25 protein-coding genes and 1 pseudogene are annotated in these 23,006 nt (G+C 43.2%); 15 read left to right on the forward strand and 11 right to left on the reverse strand.

Features of this window, described 5'->3' with window-relative positions:
• Nucleotides 1-164: 164 nt before the first annotated feature.
• Nucleotides 165-692 carry a c-type cytochrome gene (locus tag ABIN91_RS00845; RefSeq protein WP_348047441.1) on the reverse strand — a complete coding sequence of 176 codons (528 nt, stop codon included), beginning with the start codon at nucleotides 690-692 and terminating at the stop codon, nucleotides 165-167.
• A 170-nt stretch (nucleotides 693-862) separates the two neighbouring features.
• Between ABIN91_RS00845 and ABIN91_RS00850 the strand changes: the two genes are divergently transcribed.
• Nucleotides 863-1,819 carry a hypothetical protein gene (locus ABIN91_RS00850; RefSeq protein WP_348047443.1) on the forward strand — a complete coding sequence of 319 codons (957 nt, stop codon included), beginning with the start codon at nucleotides 863-865 and terminating at the stop codon, nucleotides 1,817-1,819.
• A gap of 31 nt (nucleotides 1,820-1,850) precedes the next feature.
• Here ABIN91_RS00850 and ABIN91_RS00855 read toward each other — a convergent pair whose 3' ends face one another.
• Together ABIN91_RS00855 and ABIN91_RS00860 are read right to left on the reverse strand one after the other, a co-directional pair.
• Complete coding sequence (locus ABIN91_RS00855; protein ID WP_348047445.1) at nucleotides 1,851-2,477, reverse strand: chloramphenicol acetyltransferase; 627 nt, start codon at nucleotides 2,475-2,477, stop codon at nucleotides 1,851-1,853.
• Nucleotides 2,478-2,527: 50 nt separating this feature from the next.
• A complete protein-coding gene (locus tag ABIN91_RS00860; RefSeq protein WP_348047447.1) occupies nucleotides 2,528-3,382 on the reverse strand; it encodes an SDR family NAD(P)-dependent oxidoreductase in 855 nt (284 codons plus the stop codon).
• Between the two features lie 174 nt (nucleotides 3,383-3,556).
• Between ABIN91_RS00860 and ABIN91_RS00865 the strand changes: the two genes are divergently transcribed.
• Genes ABIN91_RS00865 through ABIN91_RS00875 form a run of 3 tightly spaced genes read left to right on the forward strand, consistent with a single transcriptional unit; the run spans nucleotide 3,557 to nucleotide 5,857 of the window.
• Nucleotides 3,557-4,936: an exonuclease domain-containing protein gene (locus ABIN91_RS00865; RefSeq protein WP_348047449.1), complete on the forward strand. Its 1,380-nt coding sequence runs from the start codon at nucleotides 3,557-3,559 to the stop codon at nucleotides 4,934-4,936.
• A gap of 15 nt (nucleotides 4,937-4,951) precedes the next feature.
• Nucleotides 4,952-5,419 (forward strand): DUF4265 domain-containing protein, encoded by a 468-nt coding sequence (locus ABIN91_RS00870; RefSeq protein ID WP_348047451.1) that lies wholly within the window; start codon nucleotides 4,952-4,954, stop codon nucleotides 5,417-5,419.
• A 15-nt stretch (nucleotides 5,420-5,434) separates the two neighbouring features.
• Complete coding sequence (locus tag ABIN91_RS00875) at nucleotides 5,435-5,857, forward strand: hypothetical protein (protein WP_348047453.1); 423 nt, start codon at nucleotides 5,435-5,437, stop codon at nucleotides 5,855-5,857.
• Between the two features lie 19 nt (nucleotides 5,858-5,876).
• Here ABIN91_RS00875 and ABIN91_RS00880 read toward each other — a convergent pair whose 3' ends face one another.
• The 4 genes from ABIN91_RS00880 to ABIN91_RS00895 form a co-directional block, all read right to left on the reverse strand.
• Nucleotides 5,877-8,051: a TonB-dependent receptor gene (locus ABIN91_RS00880; RefSeq protein ID WP_348047455.1), complete on the reverse strand. Its 2,175-nt coding sequence runs from the start codon at nucleotides 8,049-8,051 to the stop codon at nucleotides 5,877-5,879.
• A gap of 100 nt (nucleotides 8,052-8,151) precedes the next feature.
• On the reverse strand, nucleotides 8,152-8,553 hold the full coding sequence (locus ABIN91_RS00885; protein ID WP_348047457.1) for a hypothetical protein: 402 nt from the start codon (nucleotides 8,551-8,553) through the stop codon (nucleotides 8,152-8,154).
• 54 nt (nucleotides 8,554-8,607) lie between these two features.
• Nucleotides 8,608-9,210, reverse strand: coding sequence for a CDP-alcohol phosphatidyltransferase family protein (locus ABIN91_RS00890; RefSeq protein ID WP_348047459.1), 603 nt, complete (start codon nucleotides 9,208-9,210; stop codon nucleotides 8,608-8,610).
• 73 nt (nucleotides 9,211-9,283) lie between these two features.
• Nucleotides 9,284-10,801: a SulP family inorganic anion transporter gene (locus tag ABIN91_RS00895; RefSeq protein WP_348047461.1), complete on the reverse strand. Its 1,518-nt coding sequence runs from the start codon at nucleotides 10,799-10,801 to the stop codon at nucleotides 9,284-9,286.
• 448 nt (nucleotides 10,802-11,249) lie between these two features.
• On the opposite strand from ABIN91_RS00895, the gene ABIN91_RS00900 reads away from it, so the two are divergent.
• Together ABIN91_RS00900 and ABIN91_RS00905 are read left to right on the forward strand one after the other, a co-directional pair.
• Entirely contained in the window at nucleotides 11,250-13,538 is a 2,289-nt protein-coding gene (locus ABIN91_RS00900; protein WP_348047463.1) for a UvrD-helicase domain-containing protein, read from the forward strand.
• Between the two features lies 1 nt (nucleotide 13,539).
• The gene (locus tag ABIN91_RS00905; protein ID WP_348047465.1) at nucleotides 13,540-14,040 is read left to right on the forward strand and encodes a DUF2199 domain-containing protein; all 501 of its coding nucleotides are present in this window, start codon (nucleotides 13,540-13,542) and stop codon (nucleotides 14,038-14,040) included.
• 282 nt (nucleotides 14,041-14,322) lie between these two features.
• Here the strand turns inward: ABIN91_RS00905 and ABIN91_RS00910 are convergent.
• Nucleotides 14,323-14,718, reverse strand: a pseudogene (locus ABIN91_RS00910) (uracil-DNA glycosylase family protein); the annotation flags it as partial.
• Between the two features lie 302 nt (nucleotides 14,719-15,020).
• On the opposite strand from ABIN91_RS00910, the gene ABIN91_RS00915 reads away from it, so the two are divergent.
• From ABIN91_RS00915 to ABIN91_RS00940, 6 genes are read left to right on the forward strand one after another with little or no spacing between them, the layout of a single operon-like run.
• The gene (locus ABIN91_RS00915) at nucleotides 15,021-15,428 is read left to right on the forward strand and encodes a hypothetical protein (protein ID WP_348047467.1); all 408 of its coding nucleotides are present in this window, start codon (nucleotides 15,021-15,023) and stop codon (nucleotides 15,426-15,428) included.
• 50 nt (nucleotides 15,429-15,478) lie between these two features.
• Nucleotides 15,479-15,697: a hypothetical protein gene (locus tag ABIN91_RS00920; protein ID WP_348047469.1), complete on the forward strand. Its 219-nt coding sequence runs from the start codon at nucleotides 15,479-15,481 to the stop codon at nucleotides 15,695-15,697.
• A gap of 9 nt (nucleotides 15,698-15,706) precedes the next feature.
• Nucleotides 15,707-16,540: a hypothetical protein gene (locus ABIN91_RS00925; protein ID WP_348047471.1), complete on the forward strand. Its 834-nt coding sequence runs from the start codon at nucleotides 15,707-15,709 to the stop codon at nucleotides 16,538-16,540.
• Nucleotides 16,541-16,572: 32 nt separating this feature from the next.
• A complete protein-coding gene (locus tag ABIN91_RS00930) occupies nucleotides 16,573-17,346 on the forward strand; it encodes a porin family protein (protein WP_348047473.1) in 774 nt (257 codons plus the stop codon).
• Nucleotides 17,347-17,401: 55 nt separating this feature from the next.
• A complete protein-coding gene (locus ABIN91_RS00935) occupies nucleotides 17,402-17,764 on the forward strand; it encodes a hypothetical protein (RefSeq protein WP_348047475.1) in 363 nt (120 codons plus the stop codon).
• Nucleotides 17,765-17,776: 12 nt separating this feature from the next.
• Nucleotides 17,777-18,145, forward strand: coding sequence for a hypothetical protein (locus tag ABIN91_RS00940; protein ID WP_348047477.1), 369 nt, complete (start codon nucleotides 17,777-17,779; stop codon nucleotides 18,143-18,145).
• An 8-nt stretch (nucleotides 18,146-18,153) separates the two neighbouring features.
• Here the strand turns inward: ABIN91_RS00940 and ABIN91_RS00945 are convergent, their stop codons facing one another.
• The gene (locus ABIN91_RS00945; RefSeq protein WP_348047479.1) at nucleotides 18,154-18,831 is read right to left on the reverse strand and encodes a DUF2927 domain-containing protein; all 678 of its coding nucleotides are present in this window, start codon (nucleotides 18,829-18,831) and stop codon (nucleotides 18,154-18,156) included.
• Nucleotides 18,828-19,835 (reverse strand): carboxypeptidase-like regulatory domain-containing protein, encoded by a 1,008-nt coding sequence (locus ABIN91_RS00950; protein WP_348047481.1) that lies wholly within the window; start codon nucleotides 19,833-19,835, stop codon nucleotides 18,828-18,830. Before ABIN91_RS00950 ends, ABIN91_RS00945 begins: the two co-directional genes overlap by 4 nt.
• A gap of 309 nt (nucleotides 19,836-20,144) precedes the next feature.
• Here ABIN91_RS00950 and ABIN91_RS00955 point away from each other — a divergent pair, with 309 nt between their 5' ends.
• A complete protein-coding gene (locus tag ABIN91_RS00955; RefSeq protein ID WP_348047483.1) occupies nucleotides 20,145-20,468 on the forward strand; it encodes a metalloregulator ArsR/SmtB family transcription factor in 324 nt (107 codons plus the stop codon).
• A gap of 11 nt (nucleotides 20,469-20,479) precedes the next feature.
• On the forward strand, nucleotides 20,480-20,920 hold the full coding sequence (locus ABIN91_RS00960; protein WP_348047485.1) for an SRPBCC domain-containing protein: 441 nt from the start codon (nucleotides 20,480-20,482) through the stop codon (nucleotides 20,918-20,920).
• Nucleotides 20,921-21,067: 147 nt separating this feature from the next.
• On the opposite strand, the gene ABIN91_RS00965 is transcribed toward ABIN91_RS00960, so the two are convergent.
• A complete protein-coding gene (locus ABIN91_RS00965; RefSeq protein ID WP_348047487.1) occupies nucleotides 21,068-22,114 on the reverse strand; it encodes a HesA/MoeB/ThiF family protein in 1,047 nt (348 codons plus the stop codon).
• 158 nt (nucleotides 22,115-22,272) lie between these two features.
• Between ABIN91_RS00965 and cobA the strand changes: the two genes are divergently transcribed.
• Entirely contained in the window at nucleotides 22,273-23,004 is a 732-nt protein-coding gene (gene cobA, locus ABIN91_RS00970) for a uroporphyrinogen-III C-methyltransferase (RefSeq protein WP_348047489.1), read from the forward strand.
• Nucleotides 23,005-23,006 lie beyond the last annotated feature (2 nt).

Raw genomic sequence — 23,006 nt, forward strand, 5'->3', positions numbered from 1 at the left:
ACTCGAAGAACGCGCGCAGAGGCCATATCCGCCATTCCCCGATAAAAGGGCTTCCGGGCTTTCCACTGCAATCGCTAACGCGGGTGCTCTGCAAATACCAAGCATTCAAACAAAAAAGCCGTACCCAATTAAATTGAGTACGGCTTTTTCAATATGAAATCAAATTACTTTGATGGCGGCGTAGTTGAAGCCGGTGGTGTAGTACCAGCCGGAGGTGTTTGCTGTTGTGCAGGGCGCTGACCTTGACCTGGGCCTCCCTGACCACGTGGCGCACGCGGCGGAGCAGTAGTTTCTGGATGGGCCGCGCCGTGGTGACAGGCAAAGCAGGTTATAGCTGCCAGCATATCCTTACTGTTTTTATCGCTCTTATCTTCCTTAAACCATTTTTTGTTGATCTTGGCCGTCATGGTGTACATTTTGCGGGCCATTTCTTTTTCAGGTTTGGCATCGCTGGCAAAGTCATTTTTCCCGGTAGCGGCATCACGCGCATGGCAAAATCCGCACTTAACGCCCAGGGCATCGCGCCACTCGTCCATCACATGGTCCAATTCCTTTTCGCTTATGTTTTTGGGTAGTACTTTTAGGTTTTTCCACTCGTGCTTTTCTTCCTGCTGTTGCATTGATGCTGTAGCGGCAAAAACAACGGTAGCGGTTAGGCAAAAAGTAACTATTAATTTTTTGTGATGTATCATTATGCAGGTGTTTAGTATTGTCATGCTAAAGTAAGGATACTTGGTGACACTTCATAACGCCTTATGTAGTATATACGTTACAACAGCTAAAAATAATTGCAAATAATATGCTGGCGGGTTAAACTATTGCCCTATAATTTTTGATATTTGTGTACCATCGCATACCTTAAATGAAGAGAAACCTGATCATACTGCTGGCATTTTTAACATCATCTATCGCTGTTTGCGCGCAATCAAACCTGCACCGTTATAACATTGATCCGGATAGCACCGGTAACGGAATTAAAAAAATTTATAACGGGCATTTGGCTACGGTGGATGTTTCAAAAAAATCAAACTACAAACTATTAATAGCTATACCCGGCACAGGCGGTACGGCTTATGCCTTTAAGCACCTGAGCGATGTTGCCGCAGGCATGGGGTACCATGCCATTAGTATAGATTACCCTAATAAGCGCAACACAGCAACGCTTGGCGGTAGTGCTGATAAATTGGTATTTAATAAATTTAGGCAAGAGCTTGCTTTTGGCACTCCCGTAAGCGATTCGATCAACATAGATACCGCTAACAGCATTATTAACCGTATTACTATGTTGATGATATATTTGGCCAAAACCCGCCCATCCGAAGGTTGGGAACAGTTTTTAAAAGATGGCAGCCTAATTTGGGATAAGGTTGTAGTAGCCGGCCACTCGCAGGGTGCGGGGCACGCGGCTTATATAGGAACCCAATTTAAGGTGCACCGGGTGATCATGTTTTCGGGCCCGCAAGATTTTTTGGCCGTTTATGATACGCCTGCACCTTGGTTATCGGGTCAATCGGCAACAGCGGCAAAAAATTATTACTCGTTACTGCATACCAACGATCCTTATAATACCGACAGGCAAACCCGTAACGATCTTACTTTAATGCACACCGATAGTACAGTGATAACCCGTTTTACATTAAAACCAACATTTAAAAGCAAAACCCGGATATTTATTTCAGATGCGCCAATAAGCGCTGCCGATTTGTTTGACGATCCCGCCAAGGCAGCCGCAACTGTAAAATTATCGGCACCATCGGCACATCATAGCTCAACCATCAGGCCGTTATACGCCGATGTATGGCGTTATTTATTAGATTGAGCGGGTTAGGGACTTTTTAGACGGGTAATAATTATTCGTTCAGCAGGTTTTGCAGTTGATCTAAAAACAAACCAACGTGATATCCATCAACCAAAGCATGATGTACCTGGATACCGTAAGCCATTTGCTTGCGGCCATTAACGTTTATTAATTTTCCGATAGAGATCTGTGGGCAGCTATCGCCCGATTTGAAGTTAAAGGCTTGCGACATAGACGAAAAATCAATCCAGGGTAATGCCGAAAAATGGATGATGCTATCCATTGGCCCGGTAGTGGTAAATAAACCTGTAGTATTTTTAACCCGATCAATTTCGGCCAATACGATCTGGTGAAACTCGTGCAGATCGGCTACGTATTTGATATATGAAAAGCCAAAGGTATGATCGTCCCGCAATATGGTTGCCGAGGCATCTACCCTATCATACAGGTAAACATCGCCACTCTCAATACGGTATTTAAAATTATCTAACTGGTTTATGGCAATCAGTGTTTTATGCAGATAATAGGTGTAAAAAGATACTCCCAACGTTTTAGCCTGTTGATAGGCCCTTGTGCAATCTAACTTAATGGTAACACCGTAATAAGGTATATCAAAGGTTTTAAAAAAATTAAAGTGCTCCCTGCGGCTCCAGTTTTCTACATCCAGCTTTTGTTTCATCGCTCAAAATTAGCAACGCAGTTAGTAATAACAATAAATTTTGTGGCGGGTTAAAGGGCAGTTCGTACCAAAAATGGTTTAACCAGTTCGTTACTTTTATCCCAAAGTTGCTCCCGGATATTTACATTATTGGCTATATGGGCGGTTTTAGCTACCTTTTTCTTTTTAAAATAGCTTCCATTCATTTTTTCTAATCCGGGTTCGGTAGCTACGTAAACCGATGTTTCGGCGCCTTGCTCGGCAGTGATCATAAAGCGACGCATACCTTGCAAAAGCAGTTTAAATATACCTTTATAAGCGGCGCCGAATTGCGTATTTACTAAGCCTGGGTGCAAACTATAAGCGGTGATACCTGCGGCAGCGTACTTTTGAGCCAACGATTGCGTAAAATAAATATTGAACAACTTGGCATCGGCATAAGCTTTAACACTTTTATAACCCTTTTCTATTTGTATATCATCCAGGTTAGGTTTGGCTGCCTTATGCGCGGCCGAACTTACGTTTACAATACGTGCTTTGCCTTTTTGTAGTAATGGCATTAAATTTAATGTCAATAAAAAATGGCTCAAATGGTTTAAGGCAAAAGTCATTTCAAAACCGTCTTTACTAAGTTCCCTTTTGGGGAATATGCTTCCGGCGTTATTTACCAGTATGTTTATGCAGTCAATACTGGCCCTAATTTGTTCAGTCGCCTTTTTAACACTGGCTAAACTGCTCATATCGCATTCAATTAAATAAATATTGGGATTTCGGGTATGAACCAAAATATAGCGTTTAACCCGCTCGCCCTTGGCTATATTACGTACCAGCAGAAACAGATCATCGCCATTGCGGGCCAAAGCCAAAGCCGTTTGCTCACCAATACCTGATGTTGCACCTGTAATAATTATTGTTTTTTTCGGCATCAAAAAAGTATTACATCTAAGTAATAAGTAAGCGGACCCAGTTATAAAATGGTAAAGGTACATTTTTTTTGTTTTTTTAAAAAATGAGTTTATTACAATTATTGCAAATGCGGTATTTGTAAAAAGCAACTAAACAAACTAAATAACTTAGCAAAAGTTGTATATTTGCTTACCATGTATGCTATAGTAGATATTGAAACAACGGGGGGCCATGCCAGCGCACACGGTATTACCGAAATTGCCATTGTGATACACGATGGTGAAAAGATAGTTGATCGCTTTGAAACGCTGCTGAACCCGGGCCAACCTATACCGGTATATATACAGGCCCTTACTGGGATAAGCGATAGCATGGTGAAAAATGCACCAGCGTTTGAGCAGATAGCCCAGCATGTGCATGATATTTTAAAGCCCTGCACCTTTGTAGCGCATAACGTAAACTTTGATTACTCGTTTGTAAAGCACCATTTAATGCAGGCGGGCTTTGATTTGCAAGCGCCTAAACTTTGTACTGTGAGATTGGGGCGCAAAATATTCCCCGGTTTACCATCATACAGTCTGGGTAAGTTTTGCCGGCAGATGGGTGTTGAAAACGATGCCCGCCACCGGGCTATGGGTGATGCCTTTGCCACGGCACAACTATTCAGCATGATGCTGGCTAAGGATACCGAAGGCCACATTAAACAAACCCTTAAACTACGGGCCAAAGAGAGCTCGTTGCCCCCTAACCTGCCGCAGCAGCACATAGCCGGTTTGCCCGATGCACCCGGAGTATATTATTTTCATGATGTTAAAGGCAAAGTAATTTATGTTGGCAAGGCCAAAAGCCTGATGAAACGGGTAAAGAGCCATTTCAATAATAACCGCGCCGACCTGCAAAAGCAAGAGTTTTTAAAGAACATCCATCAGGTAACTCACCAAACCTGCGGTACCGAACTGCTGGCCTTCATCCTGGAAACAGTAGAAATTAAACGCCTGTGGCCCAAATATAACCGTGCCCAAAAGCACCACGAATACACTTACGGCTTGTATCAGTACGAAGATCAGCGCGGTTACCTGCGTTTAGCTATTGATAAATGGAGTAAGTATTCTGCACCGTTATACACCTGTAATTCGCTTTTAGAAGGGTATAGTTTATTAAACAAACTCATTGAAACCTTTGATCTATGCCCTAAGTTGTGCTTTGTACAGCGTAATGACCAGCCCTGCCCGCGCAACCTAACCAAGCCCTGTGCCTGCCAGGTTACCGAAACACCCAAGCGTTACAATGGCCGGGTAAATAAAGCTACCGCGCATTTAAAGGCTGCACTATCAACCTTCGCTATTCGCGATAAGGGCCGCACCGATGACGAGTATAGCTATATTTTGATAGAGAACGGCGAGTTTTATGGTATGGGATACATCAGCAACAGCACGGCAGATATTGACGGACTATCATCGCTTAAAAGCCAGCTAACGCCTTACTCCGGCAATAATTACATTAAAAGTTTGGTAGCCAACTATGCGGTGAGCAACCCGGATAGGAAGGTGGAGTTTGGGGTGAATGCGGCTTGATATTGATGATTGCATATGGAGGATAACAACATCAAAATATTATTCAGATTTCACAGCGATATTTTAGATGAAGAAACTGTTGAAACCATGTGGGCCTTGCCGGTTGATATTGAAAAAGGCTTATATCAAATAAAAAACATCCCTTTTTATGTCCCCTCGATTGCTACTGAAGATATTGTTTTTGCGGAGTATGATAGTGACGAAGAGAGATTAACCTATCGGGAAACTATTGAATATTCGGACAATTCAACCGTAAGAGTAGTTATTATGAACGATTCAATACAAATAGAAACCGTGCGAAAGTTGTTCAATGAGTTAGGATGCCCATCGGAGAAGCTTAACAGAAAATATTTTGCGATGGAAATACCTGAAAATGTGAGATATAAAAAGATTAAAGACATACTTGCAGATATGGAGCAAAAAGAAGAGTTGAGCTATAACGAATCTTGTCTATCAGATAAACACAGGGAAGAAATCGAATAACTGAACAATTCCACAATGAACCCCTCACAACTCAAATGGGCCAAACGCATCCTATACACTGCCGCGGCATACAACTTGTTTTGGGGCGCGGTGATATCACTTTATCCGCAGATCATCCTGTTTGGAAACCTACCTACCGTTTACATGCTCATCCTTATCCGTTGCATTGGCATGCTGGTGGGTGTTTATGGGATAGCTTATTACTTTTCGGGAACCGACCCGCAGCGTTACTGGCCTTTGGTTTTGGTGGGATTGATAGGGAAAGTTCTTGGCCCGTTGGGCGCGGCTTACTATATCATTTCTGGCACTTTAAAACTTAATTTTTTGTGGGTGAATGTGTTTAATGACATCATTTGGATGTGGCCCTTTGGCTGGATAGTTTATCATTGTTGGATGATGGAGAACCGCAAACCAAAAACTATACCCCCGCACCGTTAGAGCCCGGGGGTATAGCAACCTATGGTTTTTTAAGCACCTTGATCCGCAGGCCTGCATTTACCACCACACCATCCAGCGGAGCATATATCTCACGGAATACGGGGTTGCTGATACTGCCGCTATTAATATTTTGCCAGCGGCTTTGTCGCCTGTCGGTTATGTTTTCGCAATTAATAAAAACATCCAGGTGCTTCCACATTTTTTGGATCAGCGCGCCAAAAGTAATGTATCCCTGCCCGATTGTACCGTCGCTTAGCAATTGTTGTCCGGTATAAAAGCTTTCAATACCGGCCCGTAACTGGCCTTCAATCTCGTAGGTAGCATCAAAGCTAATGCGGTTTTTGGCTGTTAAAGGTTGGGTAAATATTTGTTGGTTAAAATGCTGTTTGGCATCAATATAGGTGTAGCCCACATAAAAGCTCAATTCATCCATACTCAGTTTTATATTGGTTTCGGCACCCTTACTGGTTAAGTAACCTGGCGCATTGATAAACGAAGTGTTTTGTAGTACCAGCGGATCGCTCACGTGAGTATAAAAAAACAATTGGTTAAGGCTTATGAAGGCATCGCCTAAGGCACCCCTGAAGGTTATATCGGCATTGGCCCCTGCAGATCGCTCTGCTTTAACAGCGCCTATGTTTAATGGGGCGATATTTTGATAGCCATCCTGCTCGCTTTCGTCGTTAAACAGGGTGGGCATTTTATAACCCAAACCACCACCTACGCGGCTGGTAAAATGTTCACTAATTTTAAACAATCCGTTTACCCTGGGTAATAAAAAAACACCATCTGGCTTACCATTGGGTGCCGGGGTATTATAATCGGCCCTTAAACCACTCTCTAACGAAAACCATTTATAGGCCTTGAATGTATTTTGAGCAAATGCCCCAACCGTTGTTAAGCTGTAATTGTACTTGTTTGCAGGATTGGTAGTTGTAAAATTATCGGTAATAAGGTTAGCCCCCGCCACCCAGTCTGATCGTTCAGCGTGGTTCACATAGTTTACTTCGCTGAACGACGAAAGCTCATGCCCGGCAAAAACAAAGCCCGGCATGGATAAATTACGGTCGAAATAACCAACCGTGCTTTTAACATTTAGACTGCTGTTTGATACAAATTTATGCGTAAATGATAACTGTGTTGAAACCCTGTATGAACGATTGCGCTCGAAGTATTGATGTATAGGATCACTGTTGCCTTCCAGCACTTGCATATCTCCGCCATAACGGTTCTCGTAAGTGGAATTTACTCCAAACCAGCCCGAATTATGCTCATCCATGTATAAAAAAATCTTAGGATTAAAGGTATAGCGCGTGGTTTGTGGAATGGCCGAAAAACCTTGTCCTGATGGATCGTAAGCGCCATTATAATTGTAGGCCCCAAATATTGTGGTGCCTATATGTTTCCATTTTTGAGCGTAATAGCCGCTTGCATCGGTACCTTTGGCGGTAGTGCCATTCAATAAAAAAGTAAGCTCGGGTTCATTTTCGGGTGTTTTGCTGATCAGGTTAACCAGGCCCGCTATAGCACCGCCGCCGTAAAGCGTAGATGCCGAACCTTTGATAAACTCCACCTGTTTTAAATCGAGCGGACTGATCTGCAAAATGCTTAATCCGCCCGAAAAACCTTGATATAAGGGCATACCATCCTTCAATAATTGAGTATAACGGCTATCAAGCCCTTGTATGCGAAAGCTTGCCGACCCACTTACCGCCGATGTAGCCTGCACCGCTATTCCTGTACTTTCGCCCAGTAGCATTTTAATATCGCCGGGTTTCATGGTACCTTTTTCATCAAGCTCTTCTAAAGGTAAAACTTCAATGCGGGTTGGTATATCGCGCAGGTTTTGATTGGTTCGTGTACTTTGAACTACAACTTCGGCCAATTCGCCTCCATTCGGTTCAAGCGATAAATTGAGCGGGGCACTTTCTTTAAGTGGGAAGGTAAAGGTTTTTTCGGTGCTGATATAACCGATAAAACTGAGCTGGATCCGGTACTTACCATTCGGGATGTTTTTGATTGTGAGTAATCCGCCGCTATCTGCCGAAGCACCAATTTTAAGATCGGGAATGGTGGCCGTTGCACCCGCTAAGGTGAGGTTTGTTTTATCATCCCGGATAACCGCTCTGAATGTATTTTGTGATATCGCTGCTGTTGATAACAGCATGTATATAATTAATAAAAAAGGTTTCATGTAAAAAAAGTCATACCAATAACATGGTGTCAGCAAGCTACAAAGCGCAAAGCCGCAACATGCAATGGTTATAAATAAATAATACTATAAAGCAGTGTAATTAAGCCAGCATTATTGGAGGCCTAAACAGCTTGTTTTGGTAATTGAAAGTATGAAAAGTATGCGAATGGATGGGGTGTTCTGCAATGGGCTGTAAGAGCGACGCTTGCAACTGACACACCTGAGGCACAAAATAAAGCAGCATATTAGCCTGATGCTGAAACTGTAATGCTCCACCGGCTTTACTGGTATCGTCGTTAGCATTATGGCCTAAAATAGATTTGCCACCCAACAGGTAATCGCCCACAAAATCAATCACATCCGGCGAACCGGCTTTAATTTTACTGTATGAACGATACATTCCGGGTAAATCTTTGATCAGCGAAAAATCACTCAAAGGCAATAACACGCTACCCGCTAAAAAGTAGAGTGTTAAAATTATAGCCGTTATACTTTTTGCCATCACTGCAAAGGTAGTTTTATTTGGATATTCAATGAGTTATTGTCCCTGATAATTCTACCCGTTAAACAACTTTAATCGTTTGATCTTTTTCCCTTTTCTGATCTTGAAGGCATGATAGATGGTTGGAATATCATTGGTCCATTTTTTAATAACAATGAGCATGGCAATAATTTCCAATCGCGAAATAATGCCCCAGTAAAAACAAGCAATGAATAAAGCGCCAGATGTTTTGGTGGCTATAACTTGTATCAATGTGGCAAAAATAAGCAATGCCCATACTTTGGCCGATAAGGCATGCGTGGCTACTTCCTTTTTAAATTTGATGTAACTTAAAACATAACAAGCCAGCTCAAGGCTTATCAAAATGGTAAGCTCTACAAAATTGTTTCGGTAAAATGCTGGTGATAATACGTAACTGGCTGCGATAACGCAGATCCAAAACACCATATCCACATTAGAATCCAACCGACGCATTTTGGTGGTTGATATTTTTAGTTGACGGGCAATAATACCATCAAAAACATCGGTAAGCAAGCCGATAATTACCAGGCTCACAATAATAGGTGTATAGTAAGTTGGCTTATAAAATGCAAGCAATAATATCACAATGCCTATAAAAATGCGTGAGTAAATTAACGCTATCGGGATCTTTTTCAAAAGGGCTTATCTATTAATGTTGTTAATAAAACATACTAAGTTACTTAATAAGTATTGCGATAGTAAACTGTACCTACACCGCCACATGATACCCCGGATCTTCCAGAATATTCACATCAATAACATTGCCCGCGTTTTGCAATAGCTGGCGGCAATCTTCGCTCAAGTGTTTTAAGTGTAACTTTTTACCTACCTCATGGTAACGCCCGGTGAGTTTATTCAAAGCATCTATTCCCGACATATCAGCAACCCTACTGTCTTTAAAATCAATGATCACTTCGGGCGGGTCGTTCAGCACATCAAACTTCTCGTTAAAGGCCGTTACCGAGCCGAAGAATAATGGTCCGTAAATTTCGTAATGCTTTACGCCCGCCGCGTCAACATACTTTTTGGCACGGATGCGTTTGGCGCTTTCCCAGGCGAAAACCAACGCCGATATAATTACGCCTATTAAAACTGCCAGAGCCAGGTTATGCAGCCAGATGGTGATAAGCGCTACGATAATTCCCACAAAAATATCCTGCTTAGGCATTTTATTAATAATCCGGAAACTCATCCACTCAAAAGTGCCAATGGCTACCATAATCATTACGCCGGTAAGGGCCGCCATAGGCACCCGCTCAATAAGCGGCGCACCAAATAATATAATGATGAGTATGGTGAGCGAAGCGATGATTCCCGAAAGCCTTGCCCTTGCACCTGCCGATAGGTTAACCAGCGTTTGGGCTATCATGGGGCAGCCACCCATCCCGAAAAAGAAACCATTTAAGATATTGGCGCTTCCCTGCGCAATGGCTTCGCGATTAGGATTGCCCCGGGTAGCGGTCATTTCGTCAACTAAGTTTAGCGTGAGCAGGCCCTCGGTGAGGCCAACGCCGGCCATTATTAATGAGTATGGAAAAATGAGTTTCAGCGTATCTAAATTTACCGGTATGGCCGGGATATGGAAGGGCGGGAAACCGCCGCTTACAGCCGCGATATCGCGCACGGTTTTGGTATGGATACCGAAACCAAGTACAATTAAAAACACAATAACAATAGCCACCAACGATGGCGGAACCGCTTTGCTAATGCGCGGAAAAACAAACACGATACCAATGGTTAAGGCTACCAATGCCCCCATTACCAACAACGGCGTTCCGCTTAACCAAACTTGTTGCCCGTTAACTACAGTTTTAAACTGCTCCAACTGGGCCATAAAAATGATAACCGCAAGGCCGTTAACAAAGCCGTACATTACAGGCTGCGGCACCAGGCGTATAAACTTGCCCAGTTTAAACAGTCCCACTAAAATTTGGATAACCCCCGCTAAGGCCACCGCGGCAAAAACGTATTCTAATCCGTTTGATTTCATGAGGGCGATGAGTACCACAACCGTTGCCCCGGCCCCGCCCGATATTAAACCCGGCCTGCCACCAAATATAGCTGTAACCAAACCCATAATAAATGCGGCGTACAAACCCACCAAGGGCGGAAACCCAGCCAATATGGCGAAGGATAGGGATTCGGGCATCATCGTCATGGCTACGGTTAGGCCGGCCAGTATTTCGTTTTTATAGTTTACTTTTTGTGCGAAGTTGAAAAGGGGCATGCAGATATGGAGTATTGCTTATTTTAAGGTGAGACGTACAAAAGTAATGAAATTTGGTTGTTTTTAAGGAGTGAGTATGCTCTTTAAAGCGTCAATGGCGCGGTGATGAGAAGTTTACGAATTTCGCGTTAGGGACAGAAGCGGATACCGGCCTGTGGTTAATGCCTGTGCAGTATGAGCGTATGGCCCGGGCCGCAGGCAACGCCCAAATGATTTACGCCTTTTACAATCAATTCCCTTATTAACACACATAACAATCTAACTTGTATAGCTGCTCTGCCTCCGTGCGATTGCTTCGTACCCTGTCTGCCGACAGGCAGGCTCACAATGACACAGTTTTAGATTTTTGTTTAAAAACTCTCAAATTACAACTACAAAATATCCACAACCTACCCCGAATATCCTCCCAAAACCTTAATTTCGCGCTACACGAAACGAGGAGAAGATTTTGGATTATTTAAAGGGACTAAACCCATCGCAGCAAGAGGCGGTTAAGCAAACCGAAGGGCCGGTGATGATCATCGCCGGTGCCGGATCGGGCAAAACAAGGGTTATTACATACCGGGTTGCGCACCTGATACAAAAGGGTGTGGATTCGTTTAACATACTGGTACTTACGTTTACCAACAAGGCCGCCCGCGAAATGCGCGAGCGTATTACCAGCGTGGCAGGCACCGAAGCCAAGAACATTTGGATGGGTACCTTCCACTCGGTTTTTGCTAAGATTTTGCGCGTAGAGGCCGATAAAATTGGCTACCCCAGCAACTTTACCATTTACGATACCGACGATAGCAAGAGCGTATTGCGCGCCATTGTGAAAGAAATGAATTTGGATGATAAGTTGTACAATATCAACTTTGTAATGAACCGTATTTCGGCATCAAAAAACAATTTGGTATCGTGGCAGGAGTATCAAAACAACCCGGGCATACAAGCCGAGGATTTTAGCAGCGGCCGTGGCCACATCGGTAAGATATATGAGAATTACAGCAACCGTTGCTTTAGAGCCGGGGCGATGGATTTTGACGATTTATTGTACAAAACCAACGAGCTTTTAAAAACCCATAACGATGTACTGTACAAATACCAGAACAAGTTTAAATACCTGATGGTGGATGAGTACCAGGATACCAACTTTTCGCAGTACCTGATCGTAAAAAAACTGGCATCCATAAACCAAAATATTTGTGTGGTGGGTGACGACGCGCAGAGTATTTACGCTTTCCGCGGAGCCAATATCCAGAACATTTTGAATTTTGAGAAGGATTATCCCGACTTGAAAGTGTTTAAACTGGAGCAAAACTACCGCTCCACCCAAAACATTGTGAATGTTGCCAACAGCATCATCAGCAATAATAAGGAGCAGTTAAAAAAGAACGTTTTCAGTGAAAAGGAACATGGCGATAAGATCAAAATTATGCGCGCCTTTAGCGATAACGAAGAAGGTAAAAACACTGCCGAATCGATATTTCAGGACCATGCCAACAAGGGTTTAAAATGGAAAGACTTTGCCATTTTGTACCGCACCAACGCGCAATCGCGCTCGATGGAGGAAGGTTTGCGCAAGCTTAACATCCCCTACAAAATATATGGTGGACTTTCCTTTTATCAACGTAAGGAAATTAAGGACCTGATAGCCTACTTCCGCCTGACGTTTAACCCGGCTGATGAAGAAGCGATGAAGCGGGTGATCAATTACCCTAAACGCGGCATTGGTGATACCACCGTTGATAGGATAATTGTTGTTGCCGGCGAACAAAATAAAACAGCCTGGGAAGTTATGGCCGATGGGGTGCAATATCTGGACGGGCGCATTAACTCGGTGATCTACCCTTTTGTTACCATGATCCAGAGTTTCCAGGTGATCACCAAAACCATGTCGGCTTATGATTCTGCACTTTACATTGCCCAACATTGCGGGCTGTTGAAGGATCTGTACGAAGATAAATCGGTAGAAGGGTTGAACCGTTACGAGAACATTCAGGAGTTACTGAACGGTATCAAGGAGTTCTCTGAACGGGAAGACCTGGAAGAAAAAGGCCTCGATGTGTTTATGCAGGATATTGCCCTGCTCACCAACGACGATAACGATAAAAAGAAGGATGCCGACACGGTTTCCCTCATGACGATACACTCCTCAAAAGGACTGGAGTTTCCGCAGGTATATGTGGTAGGATTGGAAGAAAACCTGTTCCCGTCGCAAATGTCGCTCAACTCGAGGAGCGATCTGGAAGAAGAGCGCCGCCTGTTTTATGTAGCCGTAACCCGTGCCGAAAGTAAGCTAACCATCAGTTACGCCACATCGCGCTTCAAATTCGGAACGCTTATCAACTGCGAACCAAGCCGTTTTTTAGATGAGATAGACGCGCAATATTTAGAACTGGATTATACCGCTAAAAAAACACCAAGCGGCAATCCATTCTTTGATGAAGAACGCAGCAGTTGGGCCAGCAAAAGCGGTAGCGGAGGTGACACCTTCAGCAAACCTAAGGCGGCAACATCGGCACCCATCAAAACAACATCCATACTGGCTAAGGCACACGTACCCACACCGGGTTACACGCCAAGCGATACCTCAAACCTACAAGTAGGCATGGAAGTTGAACACGAGCGCTTTGGCTTTGGAAAGGTGCTTACTTTGGATGGTAACAAGCCTGATGTTAAGGCAACCATATTTTTTAAAGAGGTTGGGCAAAAGCAGTTGTTGTTGAAGTTTGCGAAGTTGAGGATAGTGTAGCATGAAATACATTTGCGAAAACTGCGGTAACGAGCATGAAAGCTGGCCTGCGTTAACTTTTAACGCGCCCTTGTATTATGATATTTTGAGTAGCGATGAAAAGGAAACCATAGCAATTATTGAGTCTGATTTTTGTACGATAGAAAATGAAGACCATACTGATCGGTTTATCAGAGTCACTCTTGTTCAAACAATTACCGATCATTGTGAGGATTTGGCATACGACTTATGGGTATCACTGAGCGAGAAAAGTTTTAACAATTATGTTGAAACCCATAAAAATAAAACACCTGAACCGGGTTATTTTGGTTTCTTATCAAACCAAGTTCCGGGTTATCCGGATACTTTAAATATCCACATGGATGTTTACCCTCAATCTGGCCATCAAAGACCTATTATTGAGCCACATCAAAATTTTGACCATCCATTTGTGAGAGACTATTATAATGGAATCAGTAAGGAAGAAGCTGAAAGACGCATAAAGGCAATGATGGGAGAATAAATTCCTCTTGTGTCATTTCGACGATAGGAGAAATCTTCTGCATCATTCATTTGCGCGTGATTGGTGTGATGCAGACTTATCGCTCGCAAAAGGTTTCGCTCTCATGCCTCCTTGGAATCACAAGATTATTAAAACATCGCCCCCTGCACAATCCCCTGCAAAAGCGGCACCACATCCATTTCAAACCCCCCGCTGTTCGTAGACTCTGTCTACGAACCAATATGCCTGTAGTCTATGACTACCATATTATTGATAGTGCTTTCTAAATCAACAAAAAGCACATCACATCGCCCCCTTCACAATCCCCTGCAAAAGCGGAACAACTTCCACTTCAAACCAGGGGTTCTTTTTTTGCCATATCCTGTTTCGTGGCGATGGGTGTACCAAGGGCAAATATTGCGGCAGGTAGCTTTCAAAATCCTTAACTGTTTCTGTTAAGGATAGCTTGTTGTTATTCAGGTAACAGTTTTGGGCGTACTGGCCTATCAGTATGATTAATTTGATATCGGGTAGCATATCAAATAGCTTTTTATGCCATAGCGGGGCACATTCGGGCCGGGGAGGTAAATCGCCGGATGCGCCTTTGCCGGGATAGCAAAAACCCATGGGTATAAGGGCAAATAGTTTATCATCATAAAATTGCTCATTACTTACACCCAGCCAGCGCCTTAACTCGTTGCCGCTTTGATCGTCTCAGGGGATGCCGCTGCTCTGCACTTTTTGACCGGGGGCCTGCCCTATTATTACTATTTTAGACAGGCTGCTTGCCCGCACAATGGGCCTGGGTTTATTAGGCAAAAAAGCCGCGCAATGTGTACATGATCTTATTTGTGATAGCAGTTGGTCCATGATGATCACAAAGCTATAGATTAAAAACCGGGAATCATTAAAGCCTTTTTTTCCTAATGGGAATAGTAATAGTTTGGCTATCTAATTTACTTATAATTAGTTATATTTAGCTATTCAAAAACCTATTGGGCATGACTATTACCGAACACATCAACACACACGACGCCGAGCTCCAGCCTTTGATAGAAACCATCCACTCGCTCATTTTAAAGCACGATCAATCGGTAGAGGCCACAGTTGGTAACCTGATGGGTAAAGAAATGATTATTTATAACGACAGGGGCAGTTTTAAGTACGCTTTGGGTGTTGGTAAAGATCTGTTATCGCTGCATTGTTTGCCCATATATATGAATCCGGAGCTGCATGGTAAATACCAGGCACTACTGCCAAAAGCTAAGGTTCAGAAAGGTTGTATCAACTTTAAAGGCGAAACCGATATGCCGCTTAATGTAGTTGCCAGTTTGATAGATGATTGCGCGCCTATCGATCTGATCGCCATAAGGCAACAGCAACTGGATGCCAGGAAGAAGAAGAAATAGCCTCTTTATTTCCCATATCTCAAAACAAATTCCTATTTTTAACACCATAAATGGTACGTTTCAGTAAATCTTCGTGGGTGTTATTGGGTGGCATTGGTACACTTTGGTACGCTGTTTTAGTGATGTTGATTGTTGCCGATAATGATTACCCCGGCTCGGCTGCTTTGCGCGATTATAAATCGATGATCGGCATGGTGTTTTTAGTATTTACAGCCTGTTTGATCCAGGTTTATTTCTTAAAAAGGCAAAAGGATGAGGATGACGACTAAACTCGAGCCATGTGCCTGTTGAGCAGCATAGCCCTGGTACAAAACCCTGCTGATCCTAACCAGGAACCCCACGATAACATAACCGTAGCTTTACTGATATTTTTGGTGTTGGTAACGATCATGATCTGGAGATTGTGGCCCAATATTATTGCCGACAGTGTATTCAGCAAAAACCGGAAGTATGATTACGGGCGCAGCGAAGAAGTATTGAACCGTAAAAGATCGGCCGCGCACTATATATTAATAGGCGCTATTGCGCTGGCCTTAGCAGGCATAACGCTTTCAGTTTATGATGCTATCTTCTCTAACCCTGATAACTATCACCAAAACTCAGGTCTTTTGGCCTATATCTTATTTTTCATATCATTCGTGGGTATCATCGCCTGTTTCGTTTATGCGCTTTTAGACGAGAGCAGCTTTAGCGATATCCATAACTTAAAATACAGCTTAAAAGTATGGATAACTACTATGCTGGCAGCACCGCTGGTTTTGTTGTTGATGGATCATAAACCTAATCATTGGTCGTTCCCAGTATATATTAACACCGTTGTATTAGGGCACGGCATTAGTATCATCACCTTAACTATCCTGATTTACGGCGTACATTATCTTACAGAAACACCCGTATCCAAACACAAAAGGCGTTTAACCATTTTATTAATTGTCCAGACCTGCTTACTGCTCAATATGTTTATCGTAGCATTGATATTGCACTCAGGCATCCGCTGGCTGCTACAGGTTTTACCCTATTGCGTTATAATTGGCGTATGTATTTGGTTTTACCCAATGGACAAAACGGTTTACAGTAAAGAAGAATTTTATGAGAGCGAAGTAATAGAGTAATTAATTATCTTAGAATAATTATCACAAAACCTATGTTACAGAAACTATCATTTACGCTACTGGCAGGTTTCGCCTTTGCCACACATGTGCTTGCCCAAAAGTTTGATGTTCAAAAACTGCATTACAACATTAATGCCGGCTTCAATATATCGTGGTTTACTAATGATGTGGGCGTTTTTAACAAAAGTTATCCCGGTTACGCGGGCAGTTCTTATTCGCAGTTTGACCACTACTTCCGTGGCTCGGCATTGGTGAACGTATCGCTTGATTACCCTGTAAGCCCCAAATTTGGTGTCGCAGCCGGACTGGCTTACAGCGGCCGGGGTGGTGGTTACAAAACTGAGGTTAAGGGCATAACCATACGCGATAACGATAACAACGATGTAAGTGCCAATAACAATTATAATTTAAAAATAGATTATATGGAACTGCCCTTGCTGCTGCAATACAACCTGCGTAATCCATCATCAGACAAAGCATTTATACTTTATGGTGGCATTGCCCCAGCTGTTAGGGTGGGCAGCGCGGCACGCTATGTTTACTATCCGGAAGATGTTACCGTTACTACTGTTGACGAAACCAAGGTAAAACAATACGGCCTAAACAATGCCAACGTGTTTAATTTACATCCTATTTTAGGTATGCAATTTGGCCCCAACCGGGATAAGAATGACTTTTTTATTGATCTGCGGTTTGAATACTCATTACTGCCGGTATTTAACAACAGCAGCCCATATTATAACACCCAAATGTGGACCGGGAGTTTTGGCTTTGGCTGGCGTGGATTATTTCCGGGAGTCAGATAATGATAATTTACATCATAAATATTTGATATATTAGCGTAACCAATTCATCACCGTTATGAAAACCGCCTTAACCATCGTTATATCCTTATTGGCTTGTACCGCTGTAATGGCGCAAACAGGTACCGCAACCGGTAATGGAACCAATTCGAGTATCAAGATCAGGACCAGCAATTTGGTTAAAGACAAGCCCATGTTTATCATATTTGCTGCCAGCCAGGAAATAAGCCGGGGAAGCATGGCCGATACATCCGCTTTGCACCTTGTTAACCCTGCCGATATTGAATCGATATCGGTTTTAAAAGATAAAACAGCCGAAACTAAATACGGCTGGGAAGGCATTAACGGCGTGGTTGAGATCCATCTTAAAGATGGTAAATTCCCGGCAGGCTATATTAAGCCCGAAGTAAAAAAGGGTTAATACATGCGCCGCGTGTTTCCAATCATTGCCTTATTGCTTGTTTACCATACAGTATATGCGCAAACCGACACATCGGTTAGTAAACCTAAAATTGTTAGCCGCTGCACACCCAGCCGCGGGCAAATAATAAACCCACCGCTATACCTGGTTTTTGATGGTAAGAAGCAGGTTCTGTCTACCAAAAATCCGGAAGCATTTAACAGTCAGCTTAACCCACACAACATCAAATCCATCAATGTATTGAAAGGTGCCGAAGCGTTAAAAAAGTATGGCGACGATGGCCAGTTCGGCGTTGTTGAAACCTATTTAAAACGGGGCAAACACCTGGTAAAAAACCATAATCCTCTGCCAGTCGATACGCTTATACGGTATCGGCGGTAACATGCTCCTTATTCTATTCCCTTTAAAACTTCATCAACCTCTTTCCCGGTCATGCCGTGTAGTATTTTAGGGTTGTAAAGGGTTTTTATCCGAAGCGCATCTTCGGGTTTAAAATTGATGGGCAATACCGTTGGCGTTGCCGAAAATATGCTGTTATCGGTATACGTTATCTTACCAAAAAGGCCAATACCATTACCTATTTGTATTTGCACTATGGTACGTACATGTGGCCGCTGTGTATATTGCTTAGGGTTTACAATGCTGGTTATACTGCTTATACCACTTTGATTGGTGGTGTAATAAAACATGCCGCCCTTTTTAAAATACGACAAAAGCTCCGGACTAAGCAAGCCAGCCAGCTTTGCGGGCTCGCCTATCATGATCTTAAAATTGACCGAATCATCGGCCATTACCTGTTTGATCTGTAAGCCGGTAAGCTGCCTTATTTGCTTAAAGGCCGAAGCCGCCTCTTGCTGAACGGCTTTATCGTACTCCGCGTTTTCGGTACCGTAAATTTTATAATAAATAGGTGTGCTCCACTTACGGATGATGAGCGTACGCGAAAGCGGGTTATCAAAGGTTAGGGCCACCGCCTTAAACGCTTTTACCTCACTTGGCGTAAGCTTTTGCGCGGTTGCGTTTTGCAATATCAGCAACACTAAAAATATCAAGCTTAAATTCTTCATTGTTTTATGCGGCTTTTTTGGGGGATAATATCCTGTGGTGATACATATTCAAAAGGCAGCATATCACCTATGCGTTGCGTACTCATGGCGCCACTCCAGGCCAGGCCCGTACCATAAAAGCCACGCTCGTTCACATACGAGTAAGCTTCCTTTTGTTTTATGTTGGTAATATACCGGCTATTCCCTTTGTAAGTGATGTGGATAGCGCCTTTCAGATTGATAAACTTGTCGCCCTTTTCGTTCGCTACCAGTATATCCTCCACCTTTATTTTTTCGTACAGGCTATCATATATTGTAAAGTCTGATGCATCTACAGTCCGGCTCCAAATTGCCCTGATGAGGTGCATCCGCGAATCGGAGTAGGCTCTTTCGCGCTCCTTTTGTATTTTCTTAACATCCCGGGCACCAAGGGGCATATCCTCTTTAAATAAATAATTACCGGCATATAACACACCAGCGCTTGTACGCGAAAAGTTATCCAGGTAATAAGTGATGGTATAGCCCAACAGTTTATTTTTTATAATGATGGGATTATTGCACGATGCTGTAAGCTCATCCTTCTTCTTACTATAATCCAGATCGATATCATCCATATTGGTGATAATGCAGTTAAGTCCGTAGGTTGAGGTACCCAAAAACTCGCGCTTAAATATCGCCACCTTCCCCGCTCTCGACATACCATCATCACCTATCTGCACCATGCGCATTATATTCTCTTTAGGTTTAAGGTAAACCTCGTAAAGCTTGCCTGGAGTATAACCGGTAATCGTTTCCGAATAATAACCAACGCAGCTTACAATAATGGGTACATTGGTTTGTGTGGTAAATAGCTTAAACATGCCCAAACTATCGGTACGGGTACCTTTTACCGAGCCGCTAAAATAAACGCTGGCATTGGCTATTATACTTTTATCGCCCATACGTATTACCTTGCCGGTGATGATTTGCGCTTTAAGCAATGCCGGTAGCGCGATGAGCAGGATGGCGATGGTGTACTTCTTCATGGAAACAAATTGGTGACTAATTTATAAATTTTGCTTGATTTTACTTTGACCCAGGATGCTATTGTATCAAAGTGTTTTGTGTTAGGGATTGCAGCGGATACCGGCCCGTGGCTAAGGCCTGTGCAGTATAAGCGTAAAGCCCGGGCCAAAGGCAACACCCAATCATCTTACACTACCTTAAAGCACGCTGCTTATTCTTTAAACAAAGAATTGCCCCCCTACCCAAACTCCATAAAAATATTTTTTAAATAAATTGGTAACCAAACGGTTTCTTATTATATTTGTAACCGAACAGTTACATATTAAAATATGCGCAGAGATGTTTTTCAGGCTATAGCCGACCCTAACCGCCGGGCCATTATTAATTTACTGGCCGGTAAAAAACTGACGCTGAACGGCGTTGCCGATCAGTTTAACGTAAGCCGACCCGCCATATCAAAACATATTAAGATACTCACCGAGTGCGGTTTGATCACGATAAAGCAACAGGGCCGCGAACGCTATTGCGAAGCCCAATTAGATAAACTGCGCGAGGTAACCGACTGGGCCGAGCAATACCGCAAGTTTTGGACCAGCAAACTGGATGCCCTGGGCGACTTTTTAGATAACGATAATGAACTAAATAACCTTTAATAATTAATGCGATGGAACAACAGCAAAACACCCAGCCATTTGTAATTGAGCGCACCTACAATACCCCCATAGCCAAAGTATGGAGCGCCATTACCGATAACGAGAAAATGAAACAATGGTATTTCCAGCTCGATGAGTTTAAACCCGAAGTTGGCTTTGAGTTTAGCTTTGAAGGCGGCACTCCCGAAAAAACTTATTTACACCTGTGCAAGGTTACCCGGGTTACCCCAGGCAAGTTAATAGCCTACACCTGGCGGTATGATGGTTTACCGGGCAACTCGGAAGTAACATGGGAGTTATTTGACGAGGGCGATAAAACCCGCCTTAAATTAACCCATACCGGCCTGCATACCTTTACCGCCAACGACCCCAACTTTGCCCGCGAAAGCTTCTCCAAAGGCTGGACACATATTACCAGTGTGGGCTTGCAAAATTATTTGGATAAGGAGTAGTATTCTCCAACTACACATTTCTCACCGCGTCATTGTGAGGTACGGAGCAATCCCCAACTGTACATAGCCGTTTTACACGTCTACTTGTCCAAAGAGATTGCTTCTTACCTCGACATGACGCTTTTTTATTTTGTTTCCTGAGTCTCTCTACCCCATTCCGTTCAACCCGCCCCTTAAACTCACCGCATTTTCAAAACCTTTTTCGCGCATTAACCGTACAGCGGCCGCGCTGCGCGCGCCTACCTGGCAATAAAATATAAGCTGATGGTGTTTTTGCACATCCGAAAAATCGTGCCCGCTTAAGGTATTCAGCGGAATATGCTCGCCGCCAATATGGTGCTTTTCGCGTTCCCACTCTTCGCGCACATCAACTAGATGGTAGCTACCGGGTTGCAGTGTCAAAAATTCTTCGTGGCTAATATCTATACGATTATTTTTTTGCTTAAAGCGAGCATTACTTATAATGCGGCTCTGCGCACCGGCTTTGTAAGCAATTGTCCGTAACTCTACCGATACAGCATCATAAGTTACCAGTTTGTTTACCAGCACATCCGGGTTATGCAAAATAAGTTTTACGGCTTCGTTAGCCATCATTACGCCTATCATATTGGTAATGATGCTGTAAGCGCCAATTTCGGCACAACTGGGTACATGCGTTTCGGCATCCGGCTCAGGGAATAAACACCTTAGCGTGGCCGAGTTTTGGTAGTTAAATACGGTTACATGGCCCTCGGTTTGGTAAATAGCGCCATAAACCAGGGGCTTATCCAAATACACGCAGGCATCGTTAATTAAATAACGCACGGCAAAGTTATCGGTACCATCAACAATAATATCATATTGCTCAACCAGTTCAAGCACGTTGGTAATATCAACCAGTTGCCGGTGTACGTTGATGCGGATAAAGGGGTTATGTTTTAATAAATGATCTTTAGCTACCACTACTTTTACCTGGCCAACATCTTCGTAGTTATAAATAATTTGCCGGTGCAGGTTGGTGATGGATACGATATCAAAATCGGCAATGCCTATGGTGCCAACACCGCATCCCGCAAGGTAAAGCAGGCACGGGCAACCTAAACCACCCGCGCCTATAACCAACACCCTGGCGTCATTCAGTTTATGCTGACCATTAGCACCAATAAACCCGAGTTTGCTGTGGCTTTGATAATATTGTTTAGCAGCTTCTGTCATTTAGGGGGATAAAAATACCTTATAAAACTTTAACGAAAGGTTTATTAGGTTTGTTTTGAGTAAGTTTTTAAGTTAGCGGAAGTAAATAAACGTTTTCTATCATCACGAACGAAATAATTTTTAAGATAGTTTTTTAACTATCACCATATTAATTACTAATGCCAGATACTCCAATCATCCCCCAGTTATATGTGATAGGCGCCGGTCCCGGCGATCCGGAATTGATTACCATGAAGGGATACAAAATATTACAACAAGCCAATGTAGTACTTTACGATAACTTAGCCAGCAAAGAGTTATTAGCATACACCCGTGAAGATTGCGAAAAAATATATGTAGGCAAGCGCCCTTACGGCGATTATACCAGCCAGGAACGCATACTGGAACTGATTAAAGAAAAAGCCTTTGAAAAAGGTTTGGTTGTACGCCTTAAAGGTGGCGACCCCTTCATCTTCGGCCGTGGGTTCGAAGAGGTTTTATTTGCCCGCGAGCATGGTATTAAAACCGAATTTATCCCCGGTATTACCAGTATGCAGGCCAGTGGTTTTTTGGATATACCCCTCACTCACCGCTCGGTTAGCGAAAGCGTTTGGATGGTTACCGGCACTAAAAAAGATGGCCGCCTTTCGGCAGATTTGAAACTGGCGATGGAAAGTAATGCCACCGTAGTGATATATATGGGCATGAAAAAGCTACCCGAAATTGCCCAAACCTATATTGATGCCGGTAATGGCAATATGCCCGCGGCCATTATACAGCATGCATCGTTACCGCAGCAACGATCTGTTAAAGGGATGATCAAAGATTTGCCCGAACTTGCTGAAGAGAATGCTTTAACCCACCCGGCTATTATTATTATTGGAGGGGTTGTAGGCGTGTTAAATTATTGATT

The sequence above is a fragment of the Mucilaginibacter sp. genome, assembly GCF_039921305.1.
Classification (GTDB): Bacteria; Bacteroidota; Bacteroidia; order Sphingobacteriales; family Sphingobacteriaceae; genus Mucilaginibacter.